The sequence below is a fragment of the Acinetobacter sp. MYb10 genome (assembly GCF_002980175.2).
Classification (GTDB): domain Bacteria; phylum Pseudomonadota; class Gammaproteobacteria; order Pseudomonadales; family Moraxellaceae; genus Acinetobacter; species Acinetobacter guillouiae.
This window is the reverse complement of the sequence record NZ_CP058272.1, coordinates 165,699-191,172: the sequence shown is the minus strand read 5'-3', so window position 1 is coordinate 191,172 and position 25,474 is coordinate 165,699. Positions and strand designations below refer to the sequence as shown.

The window sequence follows — 25,474 nt, the reverse complement described above, 5'->3', positions numbered from 1 at the left end:
TGCTCAAAATTTAACTCAATGCGTCACTTTTTAAAAATAAAATGATCTGTCAAAGCAAAAAATACCAAATAAAATATGTTTTTGTAGTTTTTAATCAAAACTCACGTTCAAGTATGCTTTTCACCTTAAAAATTATAAAGAAAAACTTCATCACTTTATTTTAAATAAAAATATCAAACACTTAATTTAAAGTTTTCATTATTAAAATTTGGTAGGTGTTTAGTAGGTATTCAATCCAGCCCTCAAAACTGATACTCAACCTCAAGGTGATCATCACCTTTCTGGAATGATGAAATAACAATGGTAGAAGGAATCGCACCATGGCTTTTAAAAATATAGCAGATCAAACAAACGGTTTTTACATCCCATGCGTCTCACTTTTTGGTCCAGGTTGTGCCAAAGAAGTCGGTGCTAAAGCACAAAATTTAGGGGCAAAAAAAGCCCTCATCGTCACTGATGCTGGATTATTCAAATTTGGTGTTGCAGACATTATTGTTGACTATCTCAAAGAAGCTGGTGTAGACAGTCATGTTTTTCCTGGTGCAGAACCAAACCCGACAGATATTAATGTACACAATGGCGTAAATGAATATAACAATAATGGCTGTGACTTTATTGTGTCTTTAGGCGGTGGATCTTCTCATGACTGTGCAAAAGGAATTGGCTTAGTCACCGCAGGTGGCGGTCATATTCGTGATTATGAAGGGATTGATCAAAGTAAAGTCCCAATGACACCGCTTGTCGCAATCAATACAACGGCGGGAACTGCTTCTGAAATGACTCGTTTCTGTATTATCACCAATACAGATACCCATGTAAAAATGGCGATTGTTGACTGGCGTTGTACACCGCTTGTTGCAATTGATGATCCTAAACTCATGATTGCAAAACCTGCTGCTTTAACTGCTGCAACGGGTATGGATGCTTTAACTCATGCTGTAGAAGCTTATGTTTCAACTGCTGCGAACCCAATTACAGATGCATGTGCAGAAAAAGCCATTTCAATGATTAGTGAATGGTTAAGCCCTGCTGTTGCCAATGGCGAAAATCTTGAAGCACGTGATGCAATGGCATATGCACAATATTTAGCAGGTATGGCATTTAACAATGCGTCTTTAGGTTATGTACATGCAATGGCTCATCAATTAGGTGGCTTCTATAACCTTCCACACGGCGTATGTAACGCAATTCTATTACCGCATGTGTGTGAGTTTAACTTAATTGCCTGCCCAGACCGTTATGCAAAAATTGCCCAATTAATGGGTGTCAATACTGAGGGTTTAACCGTTACTGAGGCTGCCTTTGCTGCGATTGATGCAATTCGTGAGTTATCATCATCTATTGGTATCCCTTCTGGCTTAGCTGAACTGGGTGTCAAAGCGGAAGATCATGCAGTGATGACATCAAATGCGCAAAAAGATGCCTGTATGTTGACCAATCCACGTAAAGCAACTGATGCTCAAGTCATTAAAATTTTTGAATCAGCAATGTAAAAACGATCCCCTTTGGTTCTACTCAGCCTGACAACTGTTTTAGGCCAAATACAATGAAGTATGCTTGATACTCAGGAATATTACTTTGGTAGTATTCCTTTTTTATACGCTTATCAAAAAATGACAATCATTATTGTCAGATATATTGATAAAGTCACAATCTATGACTATGATGCTTAAAACATCAGCGGATTATTTCAGCAATGACAACAACAAGTAAAACCATCATCATCACGGGTGCAAACACTGGAATCGGGCTTGCAACTGCAGAAACATTTATTAAGGATGGTCACCATGTGATCATTGCTTGTCGTAATCCTGAAAAAGCAAAAACAGCACAACAACACTTAGAGTCATTCGGTACAGGTCAAGTAGACGTGATTCGCCTTGATTTAAATAGTCTTGAACAAATTAACCAAGCAGCCAATGAAATTATTGCCAAATATGAAAAAATTGATGTATTAGTCAACAATGCTGGCATGATGACACCTGATCTTGAGGCCACAGCTGATGGTTTTGAAAAACAGTTTGGGGTAAATTATCTTGGGCCTTTTCTTTGGACATTGAAACTTCTTCCATTGGTTCAAAAAGCCCAACAAGGTCGTGTAATTCATTTGGCTTCAATGATGCATCTTTTAGGTTGTATCCAACCTGAAAACTTTAACGCGGATCAAGTGAAAAAATACAACGGTGTTTTGAGCTATGGCAATAGTAAATTAGCCAATCTGCTGTTTAGTAATATCCTCGCCAAACAACTACATGGAAGTCATGTCACCAGCAATGCATTACATCCAGGTGGCGTAGATTCTGAGATTTATCGTGAATTACCCAAATGGCAATATGCAATAATTAAACTTGGCCTTATTCCACCATCTAAGCCTGCCGAATTAATTAAAAAAATTGCTTTTGATCCATCATGGGAAAAGCGCAATGGTGATTATGTGAGTTTGCAAACCCCTGCATTTAAATCAGGCAAAGCCAAAGATATACAGTTGGCACAAAAACTATATGATGAATCCTGTGCGCTGGTAAAAGACTATCTGTAATTTTTCGGATTTCATTTTTCAATAAATTCAGGAATATGCTATGACCACTCAATCTACTGAATATCAACCTGATATCCTTGGTACAGGTTATGAAAAACTAACCTTAAACTTAGCAGATGACTATGATGGTAAAGTCATTGCAACTTTGGTACGCAAACAAGCAGCTCAAGCGACCAAGAAAGCGGTGCTCTATATCCATGGTTTTATCGATTATTTCTTTCAAACAGAAATGGCTGAACAATTTAATCAACATGATTATGATTTTTATGCACTTGATTTAAGAAAATATGGTCGTTCTTACTTACCACATCAAAAATATTATTATGTTTTAAATTTGAATGAATATGATGAAGAAATCACGCAAGCATTAAAGATTATTGGTCAGGAAGGCCACACTGAGGTGTTACTGGCAGGACATTCTACAGGTGGATTGATCGCAACATTATATGCAGCACATTATCCACAACATCCCCTTATTCAAGCCTTATGGTGCAATAGTCCTTTTTATGACTTTAATATGCCTGCTTGGAAGAAAAAATTAGCCCTACCCAAACTCAGCGCACTGGGTAAACGCTTACCTAATTTAAAGTTTCCAAGTGAATTAAATAAATGGTATGTCACCAGTCTGCATAAAGATTTGCAAGGCGAATGGGATTTCAGCTTAGAGTGGAAAAAACCAACTTACCCCAAAGTATATTTAAGCTTTGTGCATGCAATTTTTGAAGCGCAAAAAGAAATTCATGCAGGCGTACAGATCAATGTACCAACCTTGGTGATGCATTCTCACAAAACGACCTATCCCAAGAAATTTAACCGAGATGCTCAAAGCACTGATGTTATTTTAGAGGTCAAAGACATCATCAGGGATGCAGGTAAAATACAGGGCGATGTTAATGTCATGACCATTCAAAATGGACTACATGACTTGGTTTTATCGGCACCAGAAGTCAGAAAAGAAGTTTATCATCAACTTTTTTCCTGGTTAGCCCAAAAACAGCTTTAAAGGCTCAAATCCATTTTTCTTTGCAAGCGAATGATCAGTTAAAAGTATCCTGCAAAATCAATGTTCATCTTTATATTTCATTAGAATTTGATGAGCAGGATGCCCGACTGGTGTAAGTTCAATCAGACGTTCAACGGCATCAATCGCCTCTGGAAAATGTGCAAGGTGTTTTAATAAAGCATCTGTTTCATTGGCTTTAAAAATCGCTTCACTCAGGCGTGATTCAAGGCAGTCTCGCCATGCCGATAAAAAAGGACTTTCAGTTTTAGCTAAAAATACACCTTTGCATAATTTTAAAGCGGATTCGGTATAGCCTGCATCTAAAGCATTCTCTGCTTGCAAGAAATCTGCTTCAACATGTGCCAATAAACGATAAGGCCGTGAACCCAGCATGCCACCCAAGATATCGCGCAATTGCGACATTTCAGCTTTTAATGTGCCGACACTCACTTTTCGTTCACCATACAGCGCTTGATGTAAATTTTCCAGATTCATCCCTTGTGGACACAACGCAAGAATAGTCAAAATTTCAATTTGTCGTGGTGTCAGTACCACGATCTTGCCATTGAACAACACTTGTGGCACAGCAAAAGCCCGGATAAATAAATGTTGTTGCTGAAACTCTAGCAATGCCGATTGAATAATTGAGGCACATCGCTCAGCCGCCAATAATCCCAAACTATTGTGATGATTCCATGTGGTTGAAAGATCAATTACCCCTAAAACTTGTTTGGAATATGGATCTATAATTGGAGAGGCATAACAAACCCAGTCATGCACCGAAGACATAAAATGCTCGTTGGAAAACACACAACTGGATTGTTGGGTTTTTAATGACAGTGCCAAAGCATTGGTTCCCACCAAATCTTCTCGCCATTGCCCACCAGCAATAAAATGAACACGTTCTGCGGCATTGCGCATTTGCCCACTTGCGGCTGACCAGATAATGGTACTGCCAATATCCCCTACTGCAGCAACCATTGCCGACTGTTCTGCGATATGGGTTAATTCATCACGACAATGTTCGATTGCTTTTTCTAACAGTGTTTTTCTTTCTTGTTTTACATTCATCAAGGGTGCAGCATCACGATCTTTGGGAATCGCAGCTGAATTGGAACGTTGCCATGAACTTGCAATACTCTGCCCGAGTTGATCAGCATGTTTTAAAGACAAACTACTACTTTGGCGTAATTGCTCAATTAAACTCCGTTTATTTGATAACTCTTGTTGGCTTAACATACGCTACTTCCTCTGTAATTCGTTAAAAAATATCCTATCCTTTCTCTGTTGTTTTTATCCAGCGGACCTGCTTATAAATTACTCTACCACATTAACATAGTGAGCTTAACCTGAGTCAACACAACTCATACCAAAGCTGTAGAATAAAACCAATTTTTTCCAATATTTAGCAATTTTCCAATAAACAAGAAAATATTGCCAAAGATTAAAGCATAGCGCAAATATGTCTTGGATTTCATCCAACCTTTTCCCTACCTTTGACTCTCTATGCTCAAACCATCATGTAAACAATCATTGTTCATACATGCCATATTAAACACATCATGAATGATCATGAATATAAGTAAAGGGATACTCTTATGCGTTATGTAGATCCAAATCAGCCTGGTTCAAAAGTACAGTTCAAAGCCCAATATGAAAACTTTATTGATGGCAAATGGGTAGCACCGGTTAAAGGGCAATATTTTGATAATGTCTCTCCTGTAGATGGTAAAGCCTTTACCAAAATTCCACGTTCTTCTGCGGAAGATATCGAACTTGCATTAGATGCAGCACATAAAGCCAAAGCTTCATGGAACAAAGCTTCTCCAACAACACGTTCAAATGTACTGCTGAAAATTGCAGATCGTTTAGAAGAAAATTTAGAATTACTCGCAGTTGCAGAAACATGGGAAAACGGTAAGCCAATTCGTGAAACATTGGCAGCCGATATTCCTTTAGCAATTGACCATTTCCGTTATTTTGCAGGTTGTTTACGTGCACAAGAAGGTGGTATTTCTGAAATTGATGAAGATACCATTGCTTACCACTTCCATGAGCCTTTAGGTGTAGTTGGTCAGATCATTCCATGGAATTTCCCTATTCTTATGGCAGCATGGAAACTTGCACCGGCACTTGCAGCGGGTAACTGTATTGTGCTTAAACCTGCTGAACAAACTCCATCAAGTATTTTAGTTGTTGCTGAACTCATTCAAGATATTTTACCGCCAGGCGTTTTAAATATTGTCAATGGTTACGGCGTTGAAGTGGGTCGCCCACTGGCAACCAATCCACGCATTGCTAAAATTGCATTTACAGGCTCCACTGCTGTTGGTCAAATGATCATGCAATATGCAACTGAAAATATTATTCCTGTGACACTTGAGCTTGGTGGTAAATCACCAAACATTTTCTTTGAAGATGTCATGGATAAAGATGATGACTATTTAGACAAAGCGCTTGAAGGCTTTGCCATGTTCGCTTTAAACCAAGGTGAAGTATGTACTTGCCCATCACGTGCCTTGGTTCAAGAAAGTATTGCCGATAAATTCCTAGAAATGGCAGTTGAACGTGTAAAACGCATCAAAACTGGACATCCTCTAGATACAGACACCATGATTGGTGCTCAGGCATCTCAAGAGCAACAAGACAAAATCTTGGGTTGTATCGCAACAGGTCGTGCTGAAGGCGCTCAATTACTTACAGGTGGCGGCGATCGTCAGGAAGTCGGTCAAGGTTTCTATATTGAACCTACCATTTTCAAAGGCGACAACAGTATGAAGATTTTCCAAGAAGAAATTTTTGGACCAGTGCTCTCTGTCGCAACATTTAAAGATTATGACGATGCAATCCGAATTGCCAATGATACGATGTATGGCTTAGGCGCTGGTGTATGGTCGCGTTCTGCGCATACCTCTTATCGTGCGGGTCGTGCGATTGAAGCTGGTCGTGTATGGACCAACTGCTACCATATCTACCCTGCACATGCTGCATTCGGTGGTTATAAGAAATCAGGTATTGGCCGTGAAAACCACAAGATGATGCTTGATCATTATCAACAAACCAAGAATTTATTGGTTAGCTATTCAACCAAAGCAATGGGCTTCTTCTAAGTCCTGTAGTTAATTTACACTTTAAAAAAGCGAACTTCGGTTCGCTTTTTTTGGTCGTGATGACGATACTTTTTAACTCCTATCACAATCAATTCATTATTTTATACAGATTGCGATGATTCGCTAAATTTAGTCGGTTGTTGGATTCAACCAAACATCTTCATAGCCATCCTTATCAATAATGACATGATAACCGTGCTCAAGCGCTAAATAAGGTAAAATTTCAGGTAAATATTGCTGTAAATGCGAGGCATGCAGCGGTTGATAAAAATCATCAGCTGAAGAATATTCTCCACAGTGAATAAACCAAGAAACATTGTCTTGTTTTTGTAGCGCAACTCGAACTGCATAAATCGGTTGTTGACCTAGACTCTGTAATGCAATTGCAACCCTATCCGACGGATTAAATTCGATATATTTTGACTCATATTTTTTGCAGATTTGCCGTTGTAATGTTTCTAAATCCATCAACACATTCCTTTATTGCCTGTTTAGTATTGTCTGTTTAGTTAAATAAACCAATACGTTTAAATCAGATATACTGAGATCAGCAGTAAAATTATTTCGGTCTTTTCCATAACATTTTAATATTTTCGAAACTATATCCAACCACGACTCTTAAATTCATCATCAATAACATTGTGAAAAATACAATCACAGACATCACCAAACTTCGTGGAAAAAATTTCTGATCTAAAACAGATTTGTAAGTATTCAATGCTAAATATAAAATGATCAAAAGTGTGTAAAACAACAGTTGAAAGTAGATTTTGTATCTTGGCTTTTTCTCAACAATTTCCATCAAATATACAGACAAAGATAATGCAGAAAGTGCGGTAAAAACGAAGAAGCCGAGTACCCATAAAATACTAAAGCTTTTGATATGGCTGATTGCCCATAAGGATAGGTTAGCAATACAGCCACATAGTATAAATGCTGTTTTAGGACGTCCTATGAGTTTATAAATCAAATCATTCATGCTGTGCTTATACTCATCTTTTATTCTTCTGCGAAACGCTCACGATAAAATGCTAAACCATTTGTGCAATATCAATAAATGCCTGTGTAATTGGACTCATCTGTTTTTTATTCTTCACTGCCAGACTAATAGACCGCTTAATATTCGGTGATAAAGGTAATTTTTGAACATTGGGAAACAGTGTCATCAACTCTTTATTCAAGGCCATATCTGCGACAATTGAAACACCAGCACCATTGTTCACCATATTAATAATGGTCAAAATTTGAGAAAAATAACATTTAATTTTTGGACTCAAATTGGCTTTTCTAAACATCTCTGTCACATGGTTTTGACTGCCTGCTGAGGTCATTAAAAAAGGATGTTCTACCAATTCATCCAATCGAACTGCACTTTGTTGTGATCGTATATAGGACTTAGGAATAAGTGCTACAAAGATATCCTCAATCACAGGAAAAGTATCAAAGCGTTCTTCAGGTAAAACCACAAATCCAACATCAATAGTACGATCATGAATCCATTGAGTAATATCTTTGTCCGTTCCTTCTTTAATAAACACTTCAATATTTGGATATTTTAAACTAAATTTTTCTAGAATTAAGGGAATCAGTACATTAGAAGATGAAGCACCAAAAGATCCAATTCTTAAAGTGCCAGAATGAAATCCTTGTATATCGGAGATTTCTTGCTTTAGGACATTGGAAATATTCAAAATTTCTTTCACATGCACTAAAAGCCGTATACCCGATTCAGTTAACTCAACTTCATTATGATTGCGATAAAACAATTTGACCGACCAATCTTGTTCTAAGCCTTTAATTGCATGAGAAATCGCAGATTGAGAAATTTGCAAACGCTGTGCTGTAACAGTAAAGCTTTTCTGTTCAGCCAACATGGCAAAAATAGTCAGTTGAGTAAATGTCATCGCCACTCCATCCATGAGTAAAGACTCATTTTACCATGAATAGGCATAAGTCATATTCTTGATTAAAGTTTACTTGGGTTTAGCTTACAGATGAAAAAATCAGTGGCTGGGACTTGGTCGAATTAGTTTCTGCATAGAGCGTTCAGCATGCTACAAATGATTACTATCCTTTTTCCATCCATCGCCCTGATTGGTTTAGGTTTTTATCTGTTCCAGTCGCGTATACTTGATGAAAAATTCTGGAATGGCGCAGAAAAGCTCAATTACTATATTTTATTTCCAGCCTTATTGTTTAGTTCTCTTGCAAATGCAGATATGAATATGGGGCATCTCAACAGCATTCTTACAGTCATTTTTTTAATTATGGCCATGATCATTGCTGGCGTTTATCTGTTTGCAAAGTTAAACCGCACACCTATTGCCCAGATCGGTGTATATGTCCAAAGCTTGATTCGTTTTAATACCTATCTCGGACTCTCGATTGCCACGACACTCAATCATGCTGAAATCAAAAGTATCTTGGTAAATATCCTTGCTATAGCAATTCCCTTGGTTAATGTTGTTTCGATCCTTTCATTGACAGATAAAGATCAACTGAACATTAAAAATATTTTCTGGTCTTTAATCAAAAATCCACTGATCAGCTCTTGTATATTGGGAATTACATTTAATGTTTTAAACATCCCTATTTGGTCTGGCTTTGCAAATCTGTTAAATGCTTTTTCAAGTAGTAGCCTGATGTTGGGCTTATTATGTGTAGGAACAGCAATTCAGTTTTCGACGCTCAGAGTTTATCTGAAAAAGTCTTTGCTCATTAGCCTACTCAGATTATTGCTGATCCCGCTTATTGCCTTTATCTGTTTGCAGTTTTTTGAGCTAAGTCATGCCGCGGTGATTGCTATCATGATTTTCTTTTCTATCCCAACCGCATCTTCCGCATATATCTTAACCAAACTGTTAAACGGCGATCATCAATTAATGGCAGCAAGCATCAGCATGCAAACACTTTTATCAGTATTTACTTTGGCACTGATCCTTGCGCTATTACAGCATTATTATGTTTAATCTATTATATTTTTGAATAGCGTTGATTTATCAAATATTTTACTGATTTGATATGGTTTGGCTTTTTTGTAGAATTGCTGTACTGCATGGCAAGCTGCAGCACAATACAACGCAATTCTCTCATGCTAGCAGTCTAAATAATGGAATCAGAATCTATAAGCTTATTTATCAAGATTTAGCCAATTCCATCTCAACAAAATGAAGATGATCAACGCCCCAAAACATTTCATCGCCAATAAACCATGTCGGTGCACCAAAAACACCACGCCCAATGGCTTCTTCTGTCATATTTTTTAGTTGGGCTTTAACCTGTTCATCTGAAAGCCAAGTTTGAACCTGCTCTGTACTAAAACCCAATGATTGAAGCAAGGTAATAAGTTCATTGATATCATCTAAATTACGCGGATGCCCAAACATTGCATCAAATAAAGCGTTTAACACTGTTAAGAATTTTTCAGCTTGATAAAGCTGAACCGCTGTAATCACGCGCATCAGATTTAAAGTATTAATAGGAAAATAGGGATTCATTTGTATTGGAATATTCCAGAGTTTTGACCAACGCCCCATATCGATCATCGAATAACTGGCTTTTGCTGGCACAGCCATTGGACTACTGTTCCCTGTGGCTTTAAAAATGCCGCCAAGCAAGATTGGTTTCCAGATCACTTGTGCTTGATTTTGTTTTGCAATTTTTTGAACCTGATAAAAGCCTAAATAACTATATGGACTACCCAAATCAAAATAAAATTCTACCTGTTTCATTTAGTGTTATTCCTTAACTGTACTGATCATATTTTTACTGTAAAAATGATTCTAGAAAAAACTTAAATCATCACTTCTTAATCTCGCTATATCGAGATAAGTCATCTAGCTATATTAACCTACTCATACAAACCAACTTACTAATATAAAGTGACTTACCATTTTTCCATCCAAGGTCGTAAATCTAGCTCATGCGTCCATGCATCACGTGGTTGCTGGGCAAGATGCCAATAATTTTCAGCAATATGTTCAGGATTTAAAATACCATCTTGGTCTTTTTTCTCATAAAGATCAGGAAAACTGTTTTTAATAAAATCTGTATCAATTGCACCATCAACTACCACATGAGCCACATGAATATTCTGTGGACCAAGTTCACGCGCCATACTCTGTGCCAAAGCTCTAAGTGCATGCTTTGCCCCTGCAAATGCTGAAAAATAAGCAGCACCACGTAGACCAGCAGTCGCGCCAGTAAAGATCAATGTCCCGCGTTGTCGGCTTACCATTCGTTTCGCCACTTCACGACCAGTTAAAAAAGCAGAAAAACACGCCATTTCCCATATTTTAAAATATTTACGCGCTGTTTCTTCAAGGATGCTACATGGAACATTAGCACCGATATTAAAAACCAGTACCTCTATTTCGCCAATGTTGCTTTCAATTTCTTCGATCAATTGTATAACTTGCTGTTCTTTTCGAGCATCAGATGCAAAACCATATGCTGTTCCACCTGCCTGTTCAATCTCATCAATCAGTGGTTGTAACTTGTCAGCATTGCGACGGGTCATACAACTAATATATCCCCCTTTGGCAAAACGTTTCGCAATTGCGCCACCTGTTGCATCACCTGCTCCAATAATCAATGCAACTTTCTGATTTGATGTTGTTATTTCATCTTGCATATCATGCTTCCCTTTTTGCATAACGATCGTTATTATAACGATTACTATGTTATAGTTTTACTAGAGCGTCAAGGAAAAATTTGATCGAGGAAAATATGCGATACAAATCTGGCTATAAACAAGAAAAAAGAAAAGAGCTATTAAAAATCAGTGGACAGCTTGCTAAAAAAGATGGTTTTGCTGCAACCGGTGTAGATGGCTTTATGAAAGCTGCTGGTGTGACCAGTGGTGCATTCTATTCACATTTTTCTTCCAAGCAGGATTTGTTTAAAGCATTGGTTGAAAACGAACTCAAAAATAGCATTCAGATGTGGCAAAACAACCCTCATGATCAGGCTGAGCTATGGATTGAATTTGAACTCAATCGTTACTTAACCCTCTCGCATGTTGAACATCCAGATTATGGTTGTGTATTGCCAACACTCGCTACAGAAGTCGCACGTTCTGATGAGGAGATTAAACAACGCTATCAACAAGAATTACAACGCGGTCATGCCCTATTTACTCAACGCCTCGGGAGTGAAGAAAAAGCTTGGGGCGTCTTATGTCAACTGGTGGGTGCTATACTGATAGCAAGAAGTGTTTCTGATGATTCGGTTAAATTGACCATTTTGGAATCAAGCAAACACTGTATTTATTCTATGTTGCAAATCACAGCATAAATTTAGTTTTCAACCCAATACAATCTAGTATAAATTAGCAATATTCTCGTTAAATCATTATAAAACCATGACTTCCTCCACACACGCTTTGCCGAAGACAATCTATGCCATTCAACACTTAGCATTTGAAGATTTAGGTATTCTTGAAGACACTTTTTATGATTTGGGCTATCGCATACGTTATTTTGAAGCGGGTATGGATGATTTAAAGCAAGCATTTGAATTTGAAGGTCTAGTTATCATTCTAGGTGGCCCAATTGGTGTTTATGAAACTGAAGATTATCCCTTTTTAAATGATGAAATTGCTTATCTTAAACAACGTTTAGCCAAGAATTTACCAACGATTGGCATTTGCTTAGGTGCACAATTGATTGCACATGCTTTAGGCGCAAAGGTTTATGCAGGCCATCAAAAAGAAATTGGCTGGAGTCAATTGAAGCTAAATCTGGCTCAAAATAATCCGTTATTGCCACTCGTTAATACCGAAGTTTTACATTGGCATGGTGATACCTTTGACTTGCCTGTACAGGCTGAATTACTTGCCAGTTCAGCAATTTATACAAATCAGGCGTTTAGAGTCGGGCAAAATATCTTGGCGTTACAATTCCATGTCGAAGTTGCGGCAGATGATATGGAAAAATGGCTGATTGGTCATACTTGTGAATTACGCAAAGCTGGCTTAAATATTCCTCATTTACGAGCTGAAAATGAAAAATATGCACCAAATCTTGAATTAAAATCACCACTGGTTTTAGAGCATTTTATCAAACACTTAAATGTATAATCTGTTTATCTATATCAGCATGAAATAGACTTTTCTGTTTCGTGCTTTTTATATCTTATTTACTCTTCCCCCATAAATACAGCGTTGCTCGAAATATAATATCAATACTGCATTGCCTATATTTAACTGACTATACCATTTACATTAAAAAGATTTTCTTTATTTACATGTAACATTACTTAATCACACTTAATATTTTATACTAAGCCGTACTCATCATTATTTTTGAGCTACAGGATTATACAGAGTAGATACATTAAAACTTGCTGATTTATTTATACTGCATACTTTAAAACCAAGACTTTGTTTGCAATGAATAAAATATATATTGGCGCATCTGTGCTCATGACAACACTTCTTTCTGCATGTTCTACCCCTGAAGTAAATACTCAAAATGCTAAACCGCTTGGCATGGCCAATCCTGCAAGTGTGTATTGTCAAAAAATGGGAGGCGAGTCTCAGATTAAAAAAGATGCATTAGGAAATGAAGCTGGATATTGTAAGCTTCCAAATGGAACAGTGGTTGATGAATGGAAGTTGTTTAGAAGTGCACAAGGCGATGAGCAAGCTGCTGCTAAATAATTTTGAATAATCGCTGCGGAATATAAACAATAGACAAGCCTTCTGGAATGACTGATTCTCTATTGGTATAAATTTTAGACTCATTACTGTATATTCACTACGGTAATGAGTTGCTCCACCCTTTTCATAGTTAAAATAAATTAGATCTAAACATGCACTAAATATAAACAGTATTGTATTTATTTTGGGAATATTGAATAGATGAAAACCTATCAATCTAAACAGGAACTGATTGTTGCAATCAATAATTCATTAAATCAATATTTAACAGAATTTGAAGAAATATCCGAAGACTTAAAAGATCATAAAGTTGCAGCTGTAGATAAAACCCCTGCCCAAAATTTATCCTATCAATTGGGATGGGTAAATTTATTATTAGAATGGGAAAGCAAAGAACTTGCAGGTTTCCCCGTTTCAATGCCGAAAGAAGGCTATAAATGGAATAACTTAGCAAGTCTATATCAAAATTTTTATCAAACCCATGCCCAGCATTCATTAAAAGAAAATACTCAGTTATTGTCTAAACGGGTCAAAGAAGTCACAGACTGGATTGAAAATCTAACAGATGAAGAACTATTTGAAATAAATCAACGTAAATGGGCAACCACACCTGCCAACTGGCCACTGTATAAATGGATTCATATCAACACTGTCGCCCCTTTTACCAATTTTAGAGTTCAAATCAGAAAATGGAAGAAATTCAACATAAATACTGAACAAACTAAATAGCCTTAACAGGTTATCTTTTTCAGATCTAAGTATTGAGTAATGGTGTTATTTAATTCGTCCAAATAATACTGTTTGGGTTTTTCTTGTCCCAAGGATTAGTCTAATTTCATTAAAGTAGGCAGGTATTCTGTTTTATAGACACGCTCATATTCACCACAGAATAATGCTCTATTTACCTCAGTACTGGTATTTTCATCATCCAGTTGCTCATGCATGACTTCAATGGATTTTTCTTTTTTCATCAATACCAAACTATGCGGATTTGGAGTAATGCAACCTATAAGCATAAGCAACAATATCATTGTTATTTTTTTCATAAACTTGCTTCATTGTTCTTAGGTTAAGCTGACCATAAACTATTTATATCTTATATCACCCTCTCAATTTATCGATAACAATTAAAATTTGAGTTTTTCTAAAATACGTATTAAAATTTTGATTAAGTAACAAAATCAAGATTTGATATAAACAGATCAAATCTAATTAACTAAAAGTGCTGAGAGTGAAAATTCAATCACTCGCAATTTTATTGATTGTCAGCCATTTAAGGTGTAAAGAATTTAATCCATGCCCCCTAGAAATAAGCCAAACACAAAACAATTGTTATCCTCTGCTTGGTCAACAGATCAAGATTGCTTTCTCATTGAAAACAACCATTTAACTGTTGATCAATTGGTTGAAATACTGCCTTACCAGCATGATGAAATTATCGCAAGAAAAAGACAACTTGGACTGCTTAGAAGAGATTTTTACATGAAAAAACTACATGACTTGTAAGCAAAATTACAATACCCCCGCATCAGGCGCGACATAATGAATATATATATTAAATACTTAAATATAGGGCTATGTCATGAACAACAAGTTTAAAATATTAACGCTCGTCGGTGGAATAGCATTACTTAGTGTTGCGGCATTTGCTTATGCAGGAAATGAAAAGATTCAAACCGTTAACAATGTAGATTTAAAGAGATATCTGGGTACTTGGCATGAAATTGCGCGCAAACCAATGTATTTTCAAAAGAAATGCGATTATAACGTTACTGCTGATTATTCCTTAAATGAAAATGGCTCAATCAAAGTGGATAATCGTTGTTATGATAAAAATGGCAAGCTTCAACAATCGATTGGCGAAGCATCTGTACAAAACGCGCCTACGAACTCCAAATTAAAAGTGAGTTTTTTACCAAAAGTACTTCGTTGGCTGCCTGTAGGACGTGGTGATTATTGGATTTTAAAGCTGGATGAAAATTATCAAGTTGCATTGATCGGTACTCCTAATAAAAAATATTTATGGTTACTCAGTCGATCTCAACAGCTTGATCCAGCCACGACTGAAGAATATTTAAATTATGCTAAAAGCTTAGGCTATGATTTAAGTGATTTAATTGAAACCAAACAAAAATAAATGCAAACAAGCCCTTTTTAAGGGCTTGTTGAATCTAGCTTATTTTATACGATTGCACTACAAGCCCTTCTGATCAATATCGTCTACGAAATGAGACACAACTGATGAGCAAGCCCACAATCATCAATGTTCCAGCACACAAAAAGGTAAATTGCATCCCATCAATGATTGCTAAAGCCGTTGCCTGATTGAACTGAATTGTGCCGACACCGAATGAAAAAATAGCTCCCATCACAGAAGCCCCGATAATTAAGCCCATATTACGAGATAAGCTAAGAAGTCCTGATACCATCCCTTGTCGAGCTTTGGGAACATCCGCCAAAGTCATAGTATTGTTGGCCGCCTGAAACAGTTGATAACCTAAAGTCAAAATAATGATAGGGAAAATATAGCCACTTAGACCCATCAATTTCGGTACGATAGCGAGCATAAAGCTACCGATAATCAGAAAAATCAACCCTATAGCGACGATATAGCGACTGCCCCAACGATCGACAAGTCGACCCGATGGAATCCCACTTAAGATAGCAACCACTGGTCCAATTCCCATAATCAAACCCACTTGCATTTGATTCAAGCTTAGACCTAGGCTCAGATAAAAAGGTCCAATGACGAGCGTGGTCATCATAACAGCGGCAACCATCAAGTTAATCAGCAGGTTTGGCGTTATGTTCTGGTCTGGTTGCCATGAACTTAACGTAGGAATTTGTTTTCTAATGCAATCATTAGGCAACAACACCCAAGCCAGAATAATCGCGATACTCGCAAGTATAAACTGTAATCCAAAAATGCTTTGCCAACCGCTCAAGGTAATCAGAAGCCCACCCAACACAGGTCCAAGTGCTGTACCTAAAGCAGATATCGTTCCAAGCATTCCCATTGCTCTTCCTAACTGTGATTTACTGACGGTCTGACGTGTAAGTGCCATTGCAAGTGTCATTAAGAATGCTGCACCTATTCCTTGAAATGATCGTGCAGCAACCAATATCCATATGCTAGGTGCAACACTACATAGCAATGAAGCCAAACTGAATATAACCAGTCCAACGATCAGCATAGACTTACATCCATATCGATCACCTAAGCGTCCAGCAATCACAACCGTGATCGTCAACGAGATAAGATATCCAATTACAACTGCCTGTACTTGAATAAATGGCAGTAGAAATACCTCAGCAAGTGTAGGTAATGCGATATTGACAATGCTTGTTCCCAACGATGCCAATAAGATGGATAACCCCAAAGTGATGGTGATTCCAGTTTGGGTCTTGTTTGTCAATGTTAATGATTCTGTCTGCTCTGTCATGTTGCGCTCTTGTCAGCAGTGGTGTTTAATCACATACTACTAATTCAAGTTGACTTGAGGTCAAGTATGAAATTTCTTGATATTGGTGAAGTTTCAGCAAAAAGTGGAATTAAACCTTCGGCACTACGCTATTACGAAGAAATCGGTTTGATTTTCTCAATTTCTCGTCATGGATTACGTAGACAATTCTCTTCGGAAGTTCTGTTACGACTCACTTTGATTTCAATGGGGAAGTCGGCGGGCTTTTCGCTTAAAGAGATCGCAGCAATGTTCGATAGTCATGGCGCACTTGATCTTTCCCCAAGTGTTATTCACCAAAAAGCTGATGAGATCGATCTTCAAATTCATAAATTGATCGCACTCCGTGACATACTTCGTCACGTAGGTGACTGCCCTGCACCATCGCATTTGCAATGTCCTAGTTTTAAGCGACTAGTTGAGAAGGCAGCTCAGAAATAAAAGAAATTTTTAAAAGATTTTTGATGAGTATTTGCTGAATAGCTAAATTAGATTGTAGAACAATAATTAAAATTAGCACGCAATGACATTGAACAGTCAAATGGCTTTCTCTAAGATGATAAAACAAGCTTAAATTTTCATGACTTTTATACGTTTGTAGCCTGATCTACGAATATAAATTGTATCTGTTGAAATCGGTATTTTTGATTTATGGATCAAAGCAAATCTAGTGATTCTGGTGTTTTCCTCTGGTTAACATATCACACGCTTAATAAAATGAATTTGGACGCAAATCGGATATTTTCACAAATAAGATTATCTGAACAACCACCTGACAAAACCATTCGGCGAGATAATTCGACCCAACAACGCTTTTGGGAAATAGCTGAAGAAATCAGTGCTGATCAGGATATCGGACTCCATGTAGGTGAACATTTCCCCATTTTTAGAGGCGAAATATTAGAATACATTTTTATGAGTAGCCCTACATTTGGGGACGGCTTACAAAGAGCCTTGCGTTATCAGAAAATTTTTACCGATGCTTTTGTGGCTCATTTACACATTGAAAATCAAAATGCAATGATCACGAATCTTCAGCACCCAGTTCGTCATTATCTAGAATGTGCCATAAGCGTTATGCTTAATTTTTTAAACTATATCAGTAACAATCATTTTCATCCCAAAGAAATATGGTTGCCTTACCAAGAAGGCGCGAGTTTAGATGAATATCAACGTATCTGGAAATGCCCGACTCGTTTAGGTATGCAGTACGGCTGTATAATTTTTGATGCGGAAATATTGAGTTTAGCTTCAGCATCGGCTGAACCAATGCTATTAAAAATACATGAGCATGTAGCTAAACAGCAGGTGAAAGTTGTCGATAAATATTATTTGATTAATGATATAGAAAACCTACTCAGCTCTGGTTTATTAGAATCAGGGCAATTAGATTTAAAATTAATTGCCCAACATTTAGGGCTGCAGCCACGAAAACTTCGTGCAGATCTTAAAGAAGTTAACACGACTTTTGAAAAAGTTTTGGCAACTTATCGTGAAAAAATGGCCAAAAAGCTGTTGATGAATCCCAATATGAGCATAGATCAAGTTGTATATTTACTTGGTTTTTCTGAGCCTTCCGCCTTTTCACGTGCCTTTAAACGTTGGACAAATGAAACGCCATCCCATTATCGCCAGCGCAAGCAAAAATAAGTTTTTAGCTATAACTTGATTCTAATGACATTTAACGAGTTAGCTTTTCGGTCAAAAAAAATGAGCTGTTCTTTTCTACACTGATGGTTATTTCTTAATTGAAAAGGATCAGAGATGTTAGGTTTTCCAATTGGCCTTTTAGTTGCGAATGGATTTGAATGGTATGCACATAAGGTATGGTTGCATGAGTTTCCAAGTAAACACCGTAATAGCCCTTTCTTCACACATATAGCACATCATAAACGTGCCAGAACAGATGTGTTTCATGATGAAGGATATCGTGAATCTATGTTTAAAAATGCAGAAATTTATAATGAAAAAACCGCATTGTTAGGTTTAGCCGCGGTTTCAACTGTATTTTTACCCATTGCACCATTTTTTACTGCTGGCTTATATTATGGGATTTGGAATTATTGGCGAGTACATGCAAAATCTCATCTAGACCCTGAATATGCACGTAAACGAATCCCTTGGCACTATGATCATCATATGGCAAGTAATCAAAATGCCAATTGGTGTGTTACACGTCCGTGGTTTGATTATATTATGGGAACACGTGTTTTTACTGAGCTTTCGATTAAAGAAAGCAATCCTCTAGGAATAAATCTACCTAAAAATTTTGAAATAATCCTAAACAAGACATCACAGAAAATATTTGCAAAATCATATCTTAAAATTACTTCTAAGAGTGCATTGGATATAAAAAGTGCTCGTCAAGGCATCTCATTAGAACTGTAAATTTTAACAAATAAAGTATTAAGGATCATTTAGATGAAACGATTATTGCCCAAACACATTGCTGCGCCAAAGTTTTTACATCATTTTATCGATCGTTCAGAGACAATCAACGGAAGACCTTTTGATGTGAATACGCCAACGCATACACCAAAAGGAAAGTATTCTTGCGTTCATTATGGGGTTATGATTCCGAATCTTGAAGCACCATTTAATTTTTTGAATCTATTAATTGTAGTTGGCCAACCTCGTGTAAAAATTTTTCGGAATCAACATTTGATCCAAACTACTGCGCTTGATACTGCAAATGTATTAATCGGTACCGCAGTAGGTACAAAAGAACACTTTAATGGCTATAGTGTAGAAAATGACTGTGTATTGGAAAGTAATGGTTCATCTTTAAGCTTTGGTCGTGACGTGTTACTCGAAGGCGCATATCCAAATTTTCATGCGCATCGTGAAGGTCATGATTTCAATTTTGATTTAAAGATTCGTGCGACTGATAAAATTGCCCATTTTGCGCAAATGTCATTGGGTTTATATGATCACTGGGCATTATTATGTACATATGAAGGATTTCTTGAATATCAAGGTAAAAAAAACAAGGTTCAGGGTCTTTGTACTTATGAATATGCTCGTGCAGTAGATGTAAACTTATATATCAATTATTTTACTTATCATATTTTAAATATCGATGAGAAAACTCAAGTCCTACTTGTAGAAGTTCTTGGTCCATTAAATCTGGTATTGCAACGTCGAGTATATATTCGTTCTACAGATGATCATGGCAGTATTCATTCAAATGGATTTAATTTTAATGTCCATGCATTTGAAGCTCAGCGCGTTATAACCCCGAATGGTTTATCAATGCGTTTACCTCGTACCTTCTCATGGAGCGTGAATGATGATAATGGAAATCCGTTAATACATATTGATGGTCTAACAAATGCTGATTTTCAATATGGTATGGCGGGAGGCTATGCAGGGAGCTATCAGTACAAAGGTACATTCAAGGGTCGTGCGGTTGAAGGTACTGGTTATATTGAATATTTAGATATCCGTACCGATTAGATCGATTCAACTTTTAACTAGGTGATAAAAAGCCTAGTTAAAACAAATATATACATCATCCACTTTACTATTACTCGATATTCATCAATGTAGTTTTGAAATATATCAAGACAACGATAATACGGTATTCGGTTTTTCTACATTTACTTTGGAGGGAAGTAAAAGTAAATTAAAAAGAACTATTCCTTAATTACTAAGACAAAATGAATATCTTTAACCAATTTAAACTTTGTATTGAGCAGCGTAAAAGCTTAATTCCAGCATCCTTGCTACTAATATTTTCAACAAGCGCTATGAGTGTTTACGCAGAAACGGATGAGCAATTAAGCAAATCTGGGCAATGGCATGACCCTGCAACAGGTCTAATCTGGATGCGTTGTTCAATTGGGCAATCATGGACAGGCTCAACTTGTAAGGGTGATCCTTTGGAATTTAAAAACTGGGAAGATGCACAAGATTATCTTAATAAAATGAATAAAAATGGTGGATTTGAAGGTAAAAATAACTGGCGTGTTCCCAAAATAAAAGAATTAATAACAATTCGTAAATGTAGTACTGGCTGGAGAAAAATAGGACAAATACAATTATCAGAACAAGAGCGGAGACAATATGGACAAGATCATGAACTTGAAATGAAAAAATTACCTTATGGGCAAAATGCTCCGACTAACTGTGCTGATGATTCAACTAGCCCTACATTAGATACTCATATTTTTCCTAATACCCCATCTAATGGTAAATATTGGTCAAGTTCATTATCCCCATGGAAACCTATAGGCTACAAATATAAGGCATGGAAAGTCAACTTTAAGACTGGTTTTTTTGCACCGACCATTAACTACACAGACGACGGTAGTTTTTCTAGAGCAGTTCGAAATAGTCGCTAGTCTCCCAGCAGGAAATATTCGCTATTAATGACTAATATTGTATGCTCGAGATATCGATAGCAAGAAATTGTCTAGTATTTTATATAAGCAGTATCATGATAATGTTAGAAAAAATTTAAAAATATAAAAGAATTGCAACGACTGAAAAATAGCTGATTTTGCCTATAGAGCAAATCATAGTGAGTAATGATTATTTAAATATCTTAAATTGGATAAGGAATAGACGATAAAAAAGGCCTATAAAGCAAGTTAAACTAACTTTATAGGCCTTTAATCTATTTAAATATTACTTCGCTACAGAAGCTTCTGTTGTAATATTTACAGTGATTTTATCACCTACATTTGGCACATATGCTCCAACACCAAATGCTGAACGATTAAATGATGTCGTTGCATTGAAACCAATTGACTGTGCTTTAGTCATTGGATGCTCACCTTGTTTGTTTAAAACAGCATCTAAAACAACAGGTTTAGTCACATCTTTCACAGTTAAGTTACCTGTGATTTTGTATTTGTTTTTACCTAAAGCTTGAACTTTCGTACTTTTAAAAGTGATGTTTGGATACTTTGCAGCATCAAAGAAATCTGCATTTTTTAAATGTTCATCTAATGCTGCAACATTGGTATTTAAACTAGACAATGGAATAGTTACATTGACAGATGAGTCTGCTGGTTTTGCATTATCAACAGAAATCGTACCTTGGATGTCACTGAAGTTTGCTGAAGGTGTTGAAAAACCGAAATGATTCCAAGTAAATACTGTTGCGGTATGTGTTGGATCAATTTTGTAATCTACAGGCTTTGCCATGCTGAAAGTTGCAACTGATGCTACGGCTAAACCCAATGTTAATGCTTTAAAGTTCATCTTTATATTCTCGCTATCGAATGGATATTAGTTTATACACTTCCCGTATAAATTCATTGTTATTGATAATACGATATGTTGCATATATGCAACGATTCTATAATGACCATTTTTAAAACTTGATCAAAACCTTAAAAATTAATACAAAACATTGTTTTATAATTATTTAATTTTTTAGAATCTAATTAAGCAAAGCATAGACCATAGGTTAAATTCAAAGCTAAAATTTATAAAGCAATAAATTACACTAGACCATTTTAGGGAAATTTTATATTTATGGTACTGGTCTTTTTTATCTGATGAATGTTTTATGGCAAATATTGCTCAAGCACAAAGTACACAAACAGCTTATCGTGTGACACTCACCAATCCCCAAGGACATACATGGTATGCCGATGAACCTAGCGATAAAGGTGGTCAAGATACTGCACCGAATCCAATTCAAATTTTATTATCAGCACTAGGTGCTTGTACTGTGGTCACCTTAGAAATGTATGCAAATCATAAAGGGCTTAAAATTGAACATGTACAATTAGATTTAGCTTTAAATCCTGAGGGTGATCCTGAAGCAGGTCAAAATAATATTTCAAGGAAAATTATTCTTAAAGGTGATTTCAGCGAGGAGCAACATAAGCGACTGCTAAAAGTTGCAGAAAGCTGCCCTGTTCATAAATTATTGACTTCAAATATTCAAATTCAGACAGAGTTGGGTATTGAATAAGAATTCCCCCGTTTTATAACAAGAGGATCAGGTATGCTTCTTAATAAATACCCTGCTCAATGCCCTCTATCCATATTCTGACCCAGTTAGCATTTCCTTGATCAAAAGTATAACCTTGATGTTTAAAAGCATTATAACAATCTATGAAATGCTGACGAATAGTCTGGTCATTGTTCCAGTGCAATAAGATTTTTCTAACACGTTCAGAAGTAAGACTTAATTCATCTGCTTGTTCATATTCATCATAACCGCTATTCACTTTTTGCGTTGCATAGTCAATTAGGCTATATGCTGAGGGATGATTTAAACAGAGATTTGACAATTTTTCTGTATCAAACAAATAAGACTGAAACATATCCAAAAAATTTTCTATATATTTAAATTCAGCATTCTCTTCTTGATATAAATGATAATGAATATAAGTTTCTGCAAATTGCTGTAAAAGATTAATTCCCCAATAGTCCAGTCCCTTAAGCTATAAGCACTTATGCGCTGAAAGAAATAATTTTCTGATAAAAAATTATTGGTTCCTTGCACTAAAAAATCTAAAAACAATGGTAAAAAATATTTGAACTCGCATAGCGGTGTTTGATTTGAATATCCTGCATTTACATAATTGTTGAAAATACCAATCTCAATTCGTTGCAATGGTGTATTTTTCAAATAAATATGATCTTCCTCAAAAGAACAACCACCACACATACAGGCATCTAAAGCTTCCGTTTTATCAAGACTATATACAGAAAAAATTTTATAACCTTGTGCAATCAATTCTTTTAGTTTTATGGAATATTGTTCTTGTTCAGTATTCATTTGCTGATCTTTTATATTTTCAAGAATAGATTCTATAATTATAATTTTTTTCAGCTGTTAATTTAAATGAAGATTAATTCTTAAAATTACAAACGATAAAAATCAAAGCCCCTTTCGGGGCTTTTAAACTTATAACTTCTCAACCAAGACACGATCGACTTGCTTTAAACCAGATTGTTTTTCATGGTTTTTACGGCGGATCTTAATCAACTTGTCTTCTTGAAAATCTTGTAACAGCAACTCAACGGCAACCATAGATTCAAGCGGCAAATCTTGCCCAATCCACTTTTGCTCACCTGCGTCCATCAAGGTAATTTCATCACTAATTTGTTCATAAAGGCTCATATTTTCCTCACTTCTAGGATATGTATCACTATGTTTCATGAATACCCAATGAATGGCACAACTATATACCTATTGCAAAAAACTGCCACTAAAATTTACTTAATTTACAAACAAATTTCATAAAATAAAAATGTGCTAAATAGGGAGTTTTTATACTTTATAATTCAGAAACTTATATTTAAATGTAGCACTTAATATCCCTACCTGCTTCTAGAGTTGAGCGAAGTTTTGTACCCTAATATATTCTGCTAAAATAAAACTGATTGCCAAGACTTACACTATTTTTAAATCTATAAACACTTTAGCTCCTTATTATTGGAGATATTTTTATACGATAAAAAAGCAAAAAACCCACTAAAAAGTGAACTTAATATCTAGTGGATTACCATAACGTTGTCCACTCTAAAAGAATATGCCTATGCCTTGATCAAGATGAAAAAGCTTTTACTTGGGCAACATCATATTGATCTTTAGCAAGCTTGCCTTGTTTAAAAAGCCAAGTTGCTACTTCTGGCCATGACCACAAAGGAGATTTAGTAGATACGCCATATATTGGTGTAGGAAACAAACCATCACCTCGTTTATTTAATGCATATAGTGATAGAGCTTGGCGACTTAATCCTGCACGCTCAGCCATTTCAGATAATGAGGCAACCCCATTCTCTTCCAAAACTAATTGGTTAAACCCTGCCGATTGAATGTTTTCAAATGCAGAATTAATCGCCTCAGCAGCACTGCTCGCTTCGCGATCAAATTCCAAATAAACAGTACTATTTGAACTACAGATCAAAGCATCATCACAACCAGCTTCAAATAATTTATCTTCTAAATTCTCTATATTTGGACGTGCATCACGAATCACAATTGTAAAGTGATAAGTATTCATTGTTCACTCTCCATTGCATTGATTAACATTACGAATAATTTGCTTTGCATGATTCTCTGGATTTCTAGGCGTACTCCATACACTCATTTGATGCTCCGTATGCCCTGCTATACAACGCAGTCTACAAAATGCATGTGATGATTTACCTGATTCCACAACATCCCACCCATTTTCAATTGCATATTCGATTGCTTCACGAATATGCTTATTAGGATGCTTATCCATGGTTACACCTATTCTAAATAAATTATACGACCACATGTTGACACATGTCAACAAGGCTAAAATGAATGACACACTGTTTCTAATTTTTGATTAATATCATTTATAAAAACATTCCTTTTTTTTAATTCATCACTCAATTGAAGAGTTAGTTTATCAAGCTCAAACTGACTTATCACGCTTTCCCTAAGATCACTTTCACTAAGGAGCTATATATCTTTTACTATTCGTGATGATCATCATAATTTAGTTTCAGCACACCACGTAAAAAAACCAGTAAGCAAAATAAACACCGCCTAACAGTTATCGATGATGGTGTTTTTAATCAATGCTCTTTCCATTCATCTAAAAAATGCTGATCTATTTTAGATGGCTTAAGGTAAACCTTCATATTTCTTAGAAGAAAAATAACTTTAAACACATGGTTTCTATTTTTTATTTTTAAAAAGTGAATGCAGAGCAATAAAAAACGCCCCTAGCGGAGCGTTTCCATATTTAAAACGAT

31 protein-coding genes are annotated in these 25,474 nt (G+C 36.1%); 17 read left to right on the top strand and 14 right to left on the bottom strand.

All coding sequences use genetic code 11. The features are described 5' to 3' along the window. The first annotated feature begins 320 nt into the window (after positions 1-320). The 3 genes from mdh (at position 321) to CQZ96_RS00880 (ending at position 3,542) form a co-directional block, all read left to right on the top strand. On the top strand, positions 321-1,493 hold the full coding sequence (mdh, locus tag CQZ96_RS00890) for an iron-dependent methanol dehydrogenase (RefSeq protein WP_105713693.1): 1,173 nt from the start codon (positions 321-323) through the stop codon (positions 1,491-1,493). Between the two features lie 203 nt (positions 1,494-1,696). Beyond that, positions 1,697-2,539 (top strand): SDR family oxidoreductase, encoded by an 843-nt coding sequence (locus tag CQZ96_RS00885; RefSeq protein ID WP_105713694.1) that lies wholly within the window; start codon positions 1,697-1,699, stop codon positions 2,537-2,539. 40 nt (positions 2,540-2,579) lie between these two features. Beyond that, positions 2,580-3,542, top strand: coding sequence for an alpha/beta hydrolase (locus tag CQZ96_RS00880; RefSeq protein ID WP_004719521.1), 963 nt, complete (start codon positions 2,580-2,582; stop codon positions 3,540-3,542). 57 nt (positions 3,543-3,599) lie between these two features. On the opposite strand, the gene CQZ96_RS00875 is transcribed toward CQZ96_RS00880, so the two are convergent. Further along, positions 3,600-4,781, bottom strand: coding sequence for a hypothetical protein (locus CQZ96_RS00875; RefSeq protein WP_004719519.1), 1,182 nt, complete (start codon positions 4,779-4,781; stop codon positions 3,600-3,602). 359 nt (positions 4,782-5,140) lie between these two features. Between CQZ96_RS00875 and CQZ96_RS00870 the strand changes: the two genes are divergently transcribed. Beyond that, the gene (locus CQZ96_RS00870; RefSeq protein WP_004719517.1) at positions 5,141-6,652 is read left to right on the top strand and encodes an aldehyde dehydrogenase family protein; all 1,512 of its coding nucleotides are present in this window, start codon (positions 5,141-5,143) and stop codon (positions 6,650-6,652) included. A 129-nt stretch (positions 6,653-6,781) separates the two neighbouring features. On the opposite strand, the gene CQZ96_RS00865 is transcribed toward CQZ96_RS00870, so the two are convergent. From CQZ96_RS00865 to CQZ96_RS00855, 3 genes are all read right to left on the bottom strand, one after another. Next, the gene (locus CQZ96_RS00865; RefSeq protein ID WP_004719512.1) at positions 6,782-7,120 is read right to left on the bottom strand and encodes a hypothetical protein; all 339 of its coding nucleotides are present in this window, start codon (positions 7,118-7,120) and stop codon (positions 6,782-6,784) included. Between the two features lie 91 nt (positions 7,121-7,211). Continuing rightward, entirely contained in the window at positions 7,212-7,631 is a 420-nt protein-coding gene (locus CQZ96_RS00860) for a hypothetical protein (protein ID WP_004719511.1), read from the bottom strand. 52 nt (positions 7,632-7,683) lie between these two features. After that, a complete protein-coding gene (locus CQZ96_RS00855; protein WP_146113216.1) occupies positions 7,684-8,556 on the bottom strand; it encodes a LysR family transcriptional regulator in 873 nt (290 codons plus the stop codon). Positions 8,557-8,703: 147 nt separating this feature from the next. On the opposite strand from CQZ96_RS00855, the gene CQZ96_RS00850 reads away from it, so the two are divergent. Next, the gene (locus tag CQZ96_RS00850) at positions 8,704-9,621 is read left to right on the top strand and encodes an AEC family transporter (protein WP_105713696.1); all 918 of its coding nucleotides are present in this window, start codon (positions 8,704-8,706) and stop codon (positions 9,619-9,621) included. Positions 9,622-9,789: 168 nt separating this feature from the next. On the opposite strand, the gene CQZ96_RS00845 is transcribed toward CQZ96_RS00850, so the two are convergent. Together CQZ96_RS00845 and CQZ96_RS00840 are read right to left on the bottom strand one after the other, a co-directional pair. Then, complete coding sequence (locus CQZ96_RS00845) at positions 9,790-10,383, bottom strand: 2-hydroxychromene-2-carboxylate isomerase (RefSeq protein WP_105713697.1); 594 nt, start codon at positions 10,381-10,383, stop codon at positions 9,790-9,792. Positions 10,384-10,538: 155 nt separating this feature from the next. Beyond that, a complete protein-coding gene (locus tag CQZ96_RS00840; protein WP_096734377.1) occupies positions 10,539-11,285 on the bottom strand; it encodes an SDR family oxidoreductase in 747 nt (248 codons plus the stop codon). A 95-nt stretch (positions 11,286-11,380) separates the two neighbouring features. Here CQZ96_RS00840 and CQZ96_RS00835 point away from each other — a divergent pair, with 95 nt between their 5' ends. From CQZ96_RS00835 to CQZ96_RS00820, 4 genes are all read left to right on the top strand, one after another. Continuing rightward, complete coding sequence (locus tag CQZ96_RS00835) at positions 11,381-11,947, top strand: TetR/AcrR family transcriptional regulator (protein WP_105713698.1); 567 nt, start codon at positions 11,381-11,383, stop codon at positions 11,945-11,947. Positions 11,948-12,014: 67 nt separating this feature from the next. Continuing rightward, positions 12,015-12,731: a glutamine amidotransferase gene (locus tag CQZ96_RS00830; RefSeq protein WP_056512768.1), complete on the top strand. Its 717-nt coding sequence runs from the start codon at positions 12,015-12,017 to the stop codon at positions 12,729-12,731. Positions 12,732-13,043: 312 nt separating this feature from the next. Further along, a complete protein-coding gene (locus CQZ96_RS00825) occupies positions 13,044-13,313 on the top strand; it encodes a DUF333 domain-containing protein (protein WP_004719494.1) in 270 nt (89 codons plus the stop codon). A 201-nt stretch (positions 13,314-13,514) separates the two neighbouring features. After that, positions 13,515-14,042 carry a ClbS/DfsB family four-helix bundle protein gene (locus CQZ96_RS00820; RefSeq protein WP_105713699.1) on the top strand — a complete coding sequence of 176 codons (528 nt, stop codon included), beginning with the start codon at positions 13,515-13,517 and terminating at the stop codon, positions 14,040-14,042. Between the two features lie 95 nt (positions 14,043-14,137). On the opposite strand, the gene CQZ96_RS00815 is transcribed toward CQZ96_RS00820, so the two are convergent. Beyond that, positions 14,138-14,329: a hypothetical protein gene (locus tag CQZ96_RS00815; protein ID WP_228722760.1), complete on the bottom strand. Its 192-nt coding sequence runs from the start codon at positions 14,327-14,329 to the stop codon at positions 14,138-14,140. Between the two features lie 280 nt (positions 14,330-14,609). Here CQZ96_RS00815 and CQZ96_RS21570 point away from each other — a divergent pair, with 280 nt between their 5' ends. Continuing rightward, positions 14,610-14,819: a hypothetical protein gene (locus CQZ96_RS21570; RefSeq protein ID WP_056512760.1), complete on the top strand. Its 210-nt coding sequence runs from the start codon at positions 14,610-14,612 to the stop codon at positions 14,817-14,819. Positions 14,820-14,895: 76 nt separating this feature from the next. Then, positions 14,896-15,450, top strand: coding sequence for a lipocalin family protein (locus CQZ96_RS00810; RefSeq protein WP_105713700.1), 555 nt, complete (start codon positions 14,896-14,898; stop codon positions 15,448-15,450). Between the two features lie 73 nt (positions 15,451-15,523). Here the strand turns inward: CQZ96_RS00810 and CQZ96_RS00805 are convergent, their stop codons facing one another. Beyond that, complete coding sequence (locus tag CQZ96_RS00805) at positions 15,524-16,756, bottom strand: MFS transporter (protein ID WP_105713701.1); 1,233 nt, start codon at positions 16,754-16,756, stop codon at positions 15,524-15,526. 66 nt (positions 16,757-16,822) lie between these two features. Between CQZ96_RS00805 and CQZ96_RS00800 the strand changes: the two genes are divergently transcribed. From CQZ96_RS00800 to CQZ96_RS00780, 5 genes are all read left to right on the top strand, one after another. Beyond that, positions 16,823-17,215 carry a helix-turn-helix domain-containing protein gene (locus CQZ96_RS00800; RefSeq protein WP_004719481.1) on the top strand — a complete coding sequence of 131 codons (393 nt, stop codon included), beginning with the start codon at positions 16,823-16,825 and terminating at the stop codon, positions 17,213-17,215. Positions 17,216-17,425: 210 nt separating this feature from the next. Then, positions 17,426-18,424 (top strand): AraC family transcriptional regulator, encoded by a 999-nt coding sequence (locus CQZ96_RS00795; RefSeq protein WP_105713702.1) that lies wholly within the window; start codon positions 17,426-17,428, stop codon positions 18,422-18,424. A gap of 114 nt (positions 18,425-18,538) precedes the next feature. Next, positions 18,539-19,162 (top strand): sterol desaturase family protein, encoded by a 624-nt coding sequence (locus CQZ96_RS00790; protein WP_105713703.1) that lies wholly within the window; start codon positions 18,539-18,541, stop codon positions 19,160-19,162. Positions 19,163-19,195: 33 nt separating this feature from the next. Next, the gene (locus CQZ96_RS00785; protein WP_105713704.1) at positions 19,196-20,230 is read left to right on the top strand and encodes a DUF6670 family protein; all 1,035 of its coding nucleotides are present in this window, start codon (positions 19,196-19,198) and stop codon (positions 20,228-20,230) included. Between the two features lie 293 nt (positions 20,231-20,523). After that, positions 20,524-21,117, top strand: a complete 594-nt coding sequence (locus CQZ96_RS00780) for a DUF1566 domain-containing protein (protein WP_228722759.1) — start codon at positions 20,524-20,526, stop codon at positions 21,115-21,117. A 286-nt stretch (positions 21,118-21,403) separates the two neighbouring features. Here the strand turns inward: CQZ96_RS00780 and CQZ96_RS00775 are convergent, their stop codons facing one another. Next, on the bottom strand, positions 21,404-21,982 hold the full coding sequence (locus CQZ96_RS00775; RefSeq protein ID WP_004719471.1) for a YceI family protein: 579 nt from the start codon (positions 21,980-21,982) through the stop codon (positions 21,404-21,406). A 310-nt stretch (positions 21,983-22,292) separates the two neighbouring features. Here CQZ96_RS00775 and CQZ96_RS00770 point away from each other — a divergent pair, with 310 nt between their 5' ends. Beyond that, positions 22,293-22,703: an OsmC family protein gene (locus CQZ96_RS00770; RefSeq protein ID WP_105713706.1), complete on the top strand. Its 411-nt coding sequence runs from the start codon at positions 22,293-22,295 to the stop codon at positions 22,701-22,703. Positions 22,704-22,743: 40 nt separating this feature from the next. Here the strand turns inward: CQZ96_RS00770 and CQZ96_RS00765 are convergent, their stop codons facing one another. The 5 genes from CQZ96_RS00765 to CQZ96_RS00745 all read right to left on the bottom strand — a co-directional run bounded on the left by CQZ96_RS00765 (position 22,744) and on the right by CQZ96_RS00745 (position 24,972). Continuing rightward, the gene (locus CQZ96_RS00765; protein WP_105713707.1) at positions 22,744-23,058 is read right to left on the bottom strand and encodes a hypothetical protein; all 315 of its coding nucleotides are present in this window, start codon (positions 23,056-23,058) and stop codon (positions 22,744-22,746) included. 14 nt (positions 23,059-23,072) lie between these two features. Beyond that, positions 23,073-23,516: a hypothetical protein gene (locus tag CQZ96_RS00760; protein ID WP_105713708.1), complete on the bottom strand. Its 444-nt coding sequence runs from the start codon at positions 23,514-23,516 to the stop codon at positions 23,073-23,075. A 129-nt stretch (positions 23,517-23,645) separates the two neighbouring features. Continuing rightward, complete coding sequence (locus CQZ96_RS00755) at positions 23,646-23,861, bottom strand: hypothetical protein (RefSeq protein WP_004719469.1); 216 nt, start codon at positions 23,859-23,861, stop codon at positions 23,646-23,648. 427 nt (positions 23,862-24,288) lie between these two features. Continuing rightward, entirely contained in the window at positions 24,289-24,747 is a 459-nt protein-coding gene (locus CQZ96_RS00750; protein ID WP_105713709.1) for a transcriptional regulator, read from the bottom strand. A 3-nt stretch (positions 24,748-24,750) separates the two neighbouring features. After that, entirely contained in the window at positions 24,751-24,972 is a 222-nt protein-coding gene (locus CQZ96_RS00745) for a hypothetical protein (protein ID WP_004822338.1), read from the bottom strand. Positions 24,973-25,474: the final 502 nt, after the last annotated feature.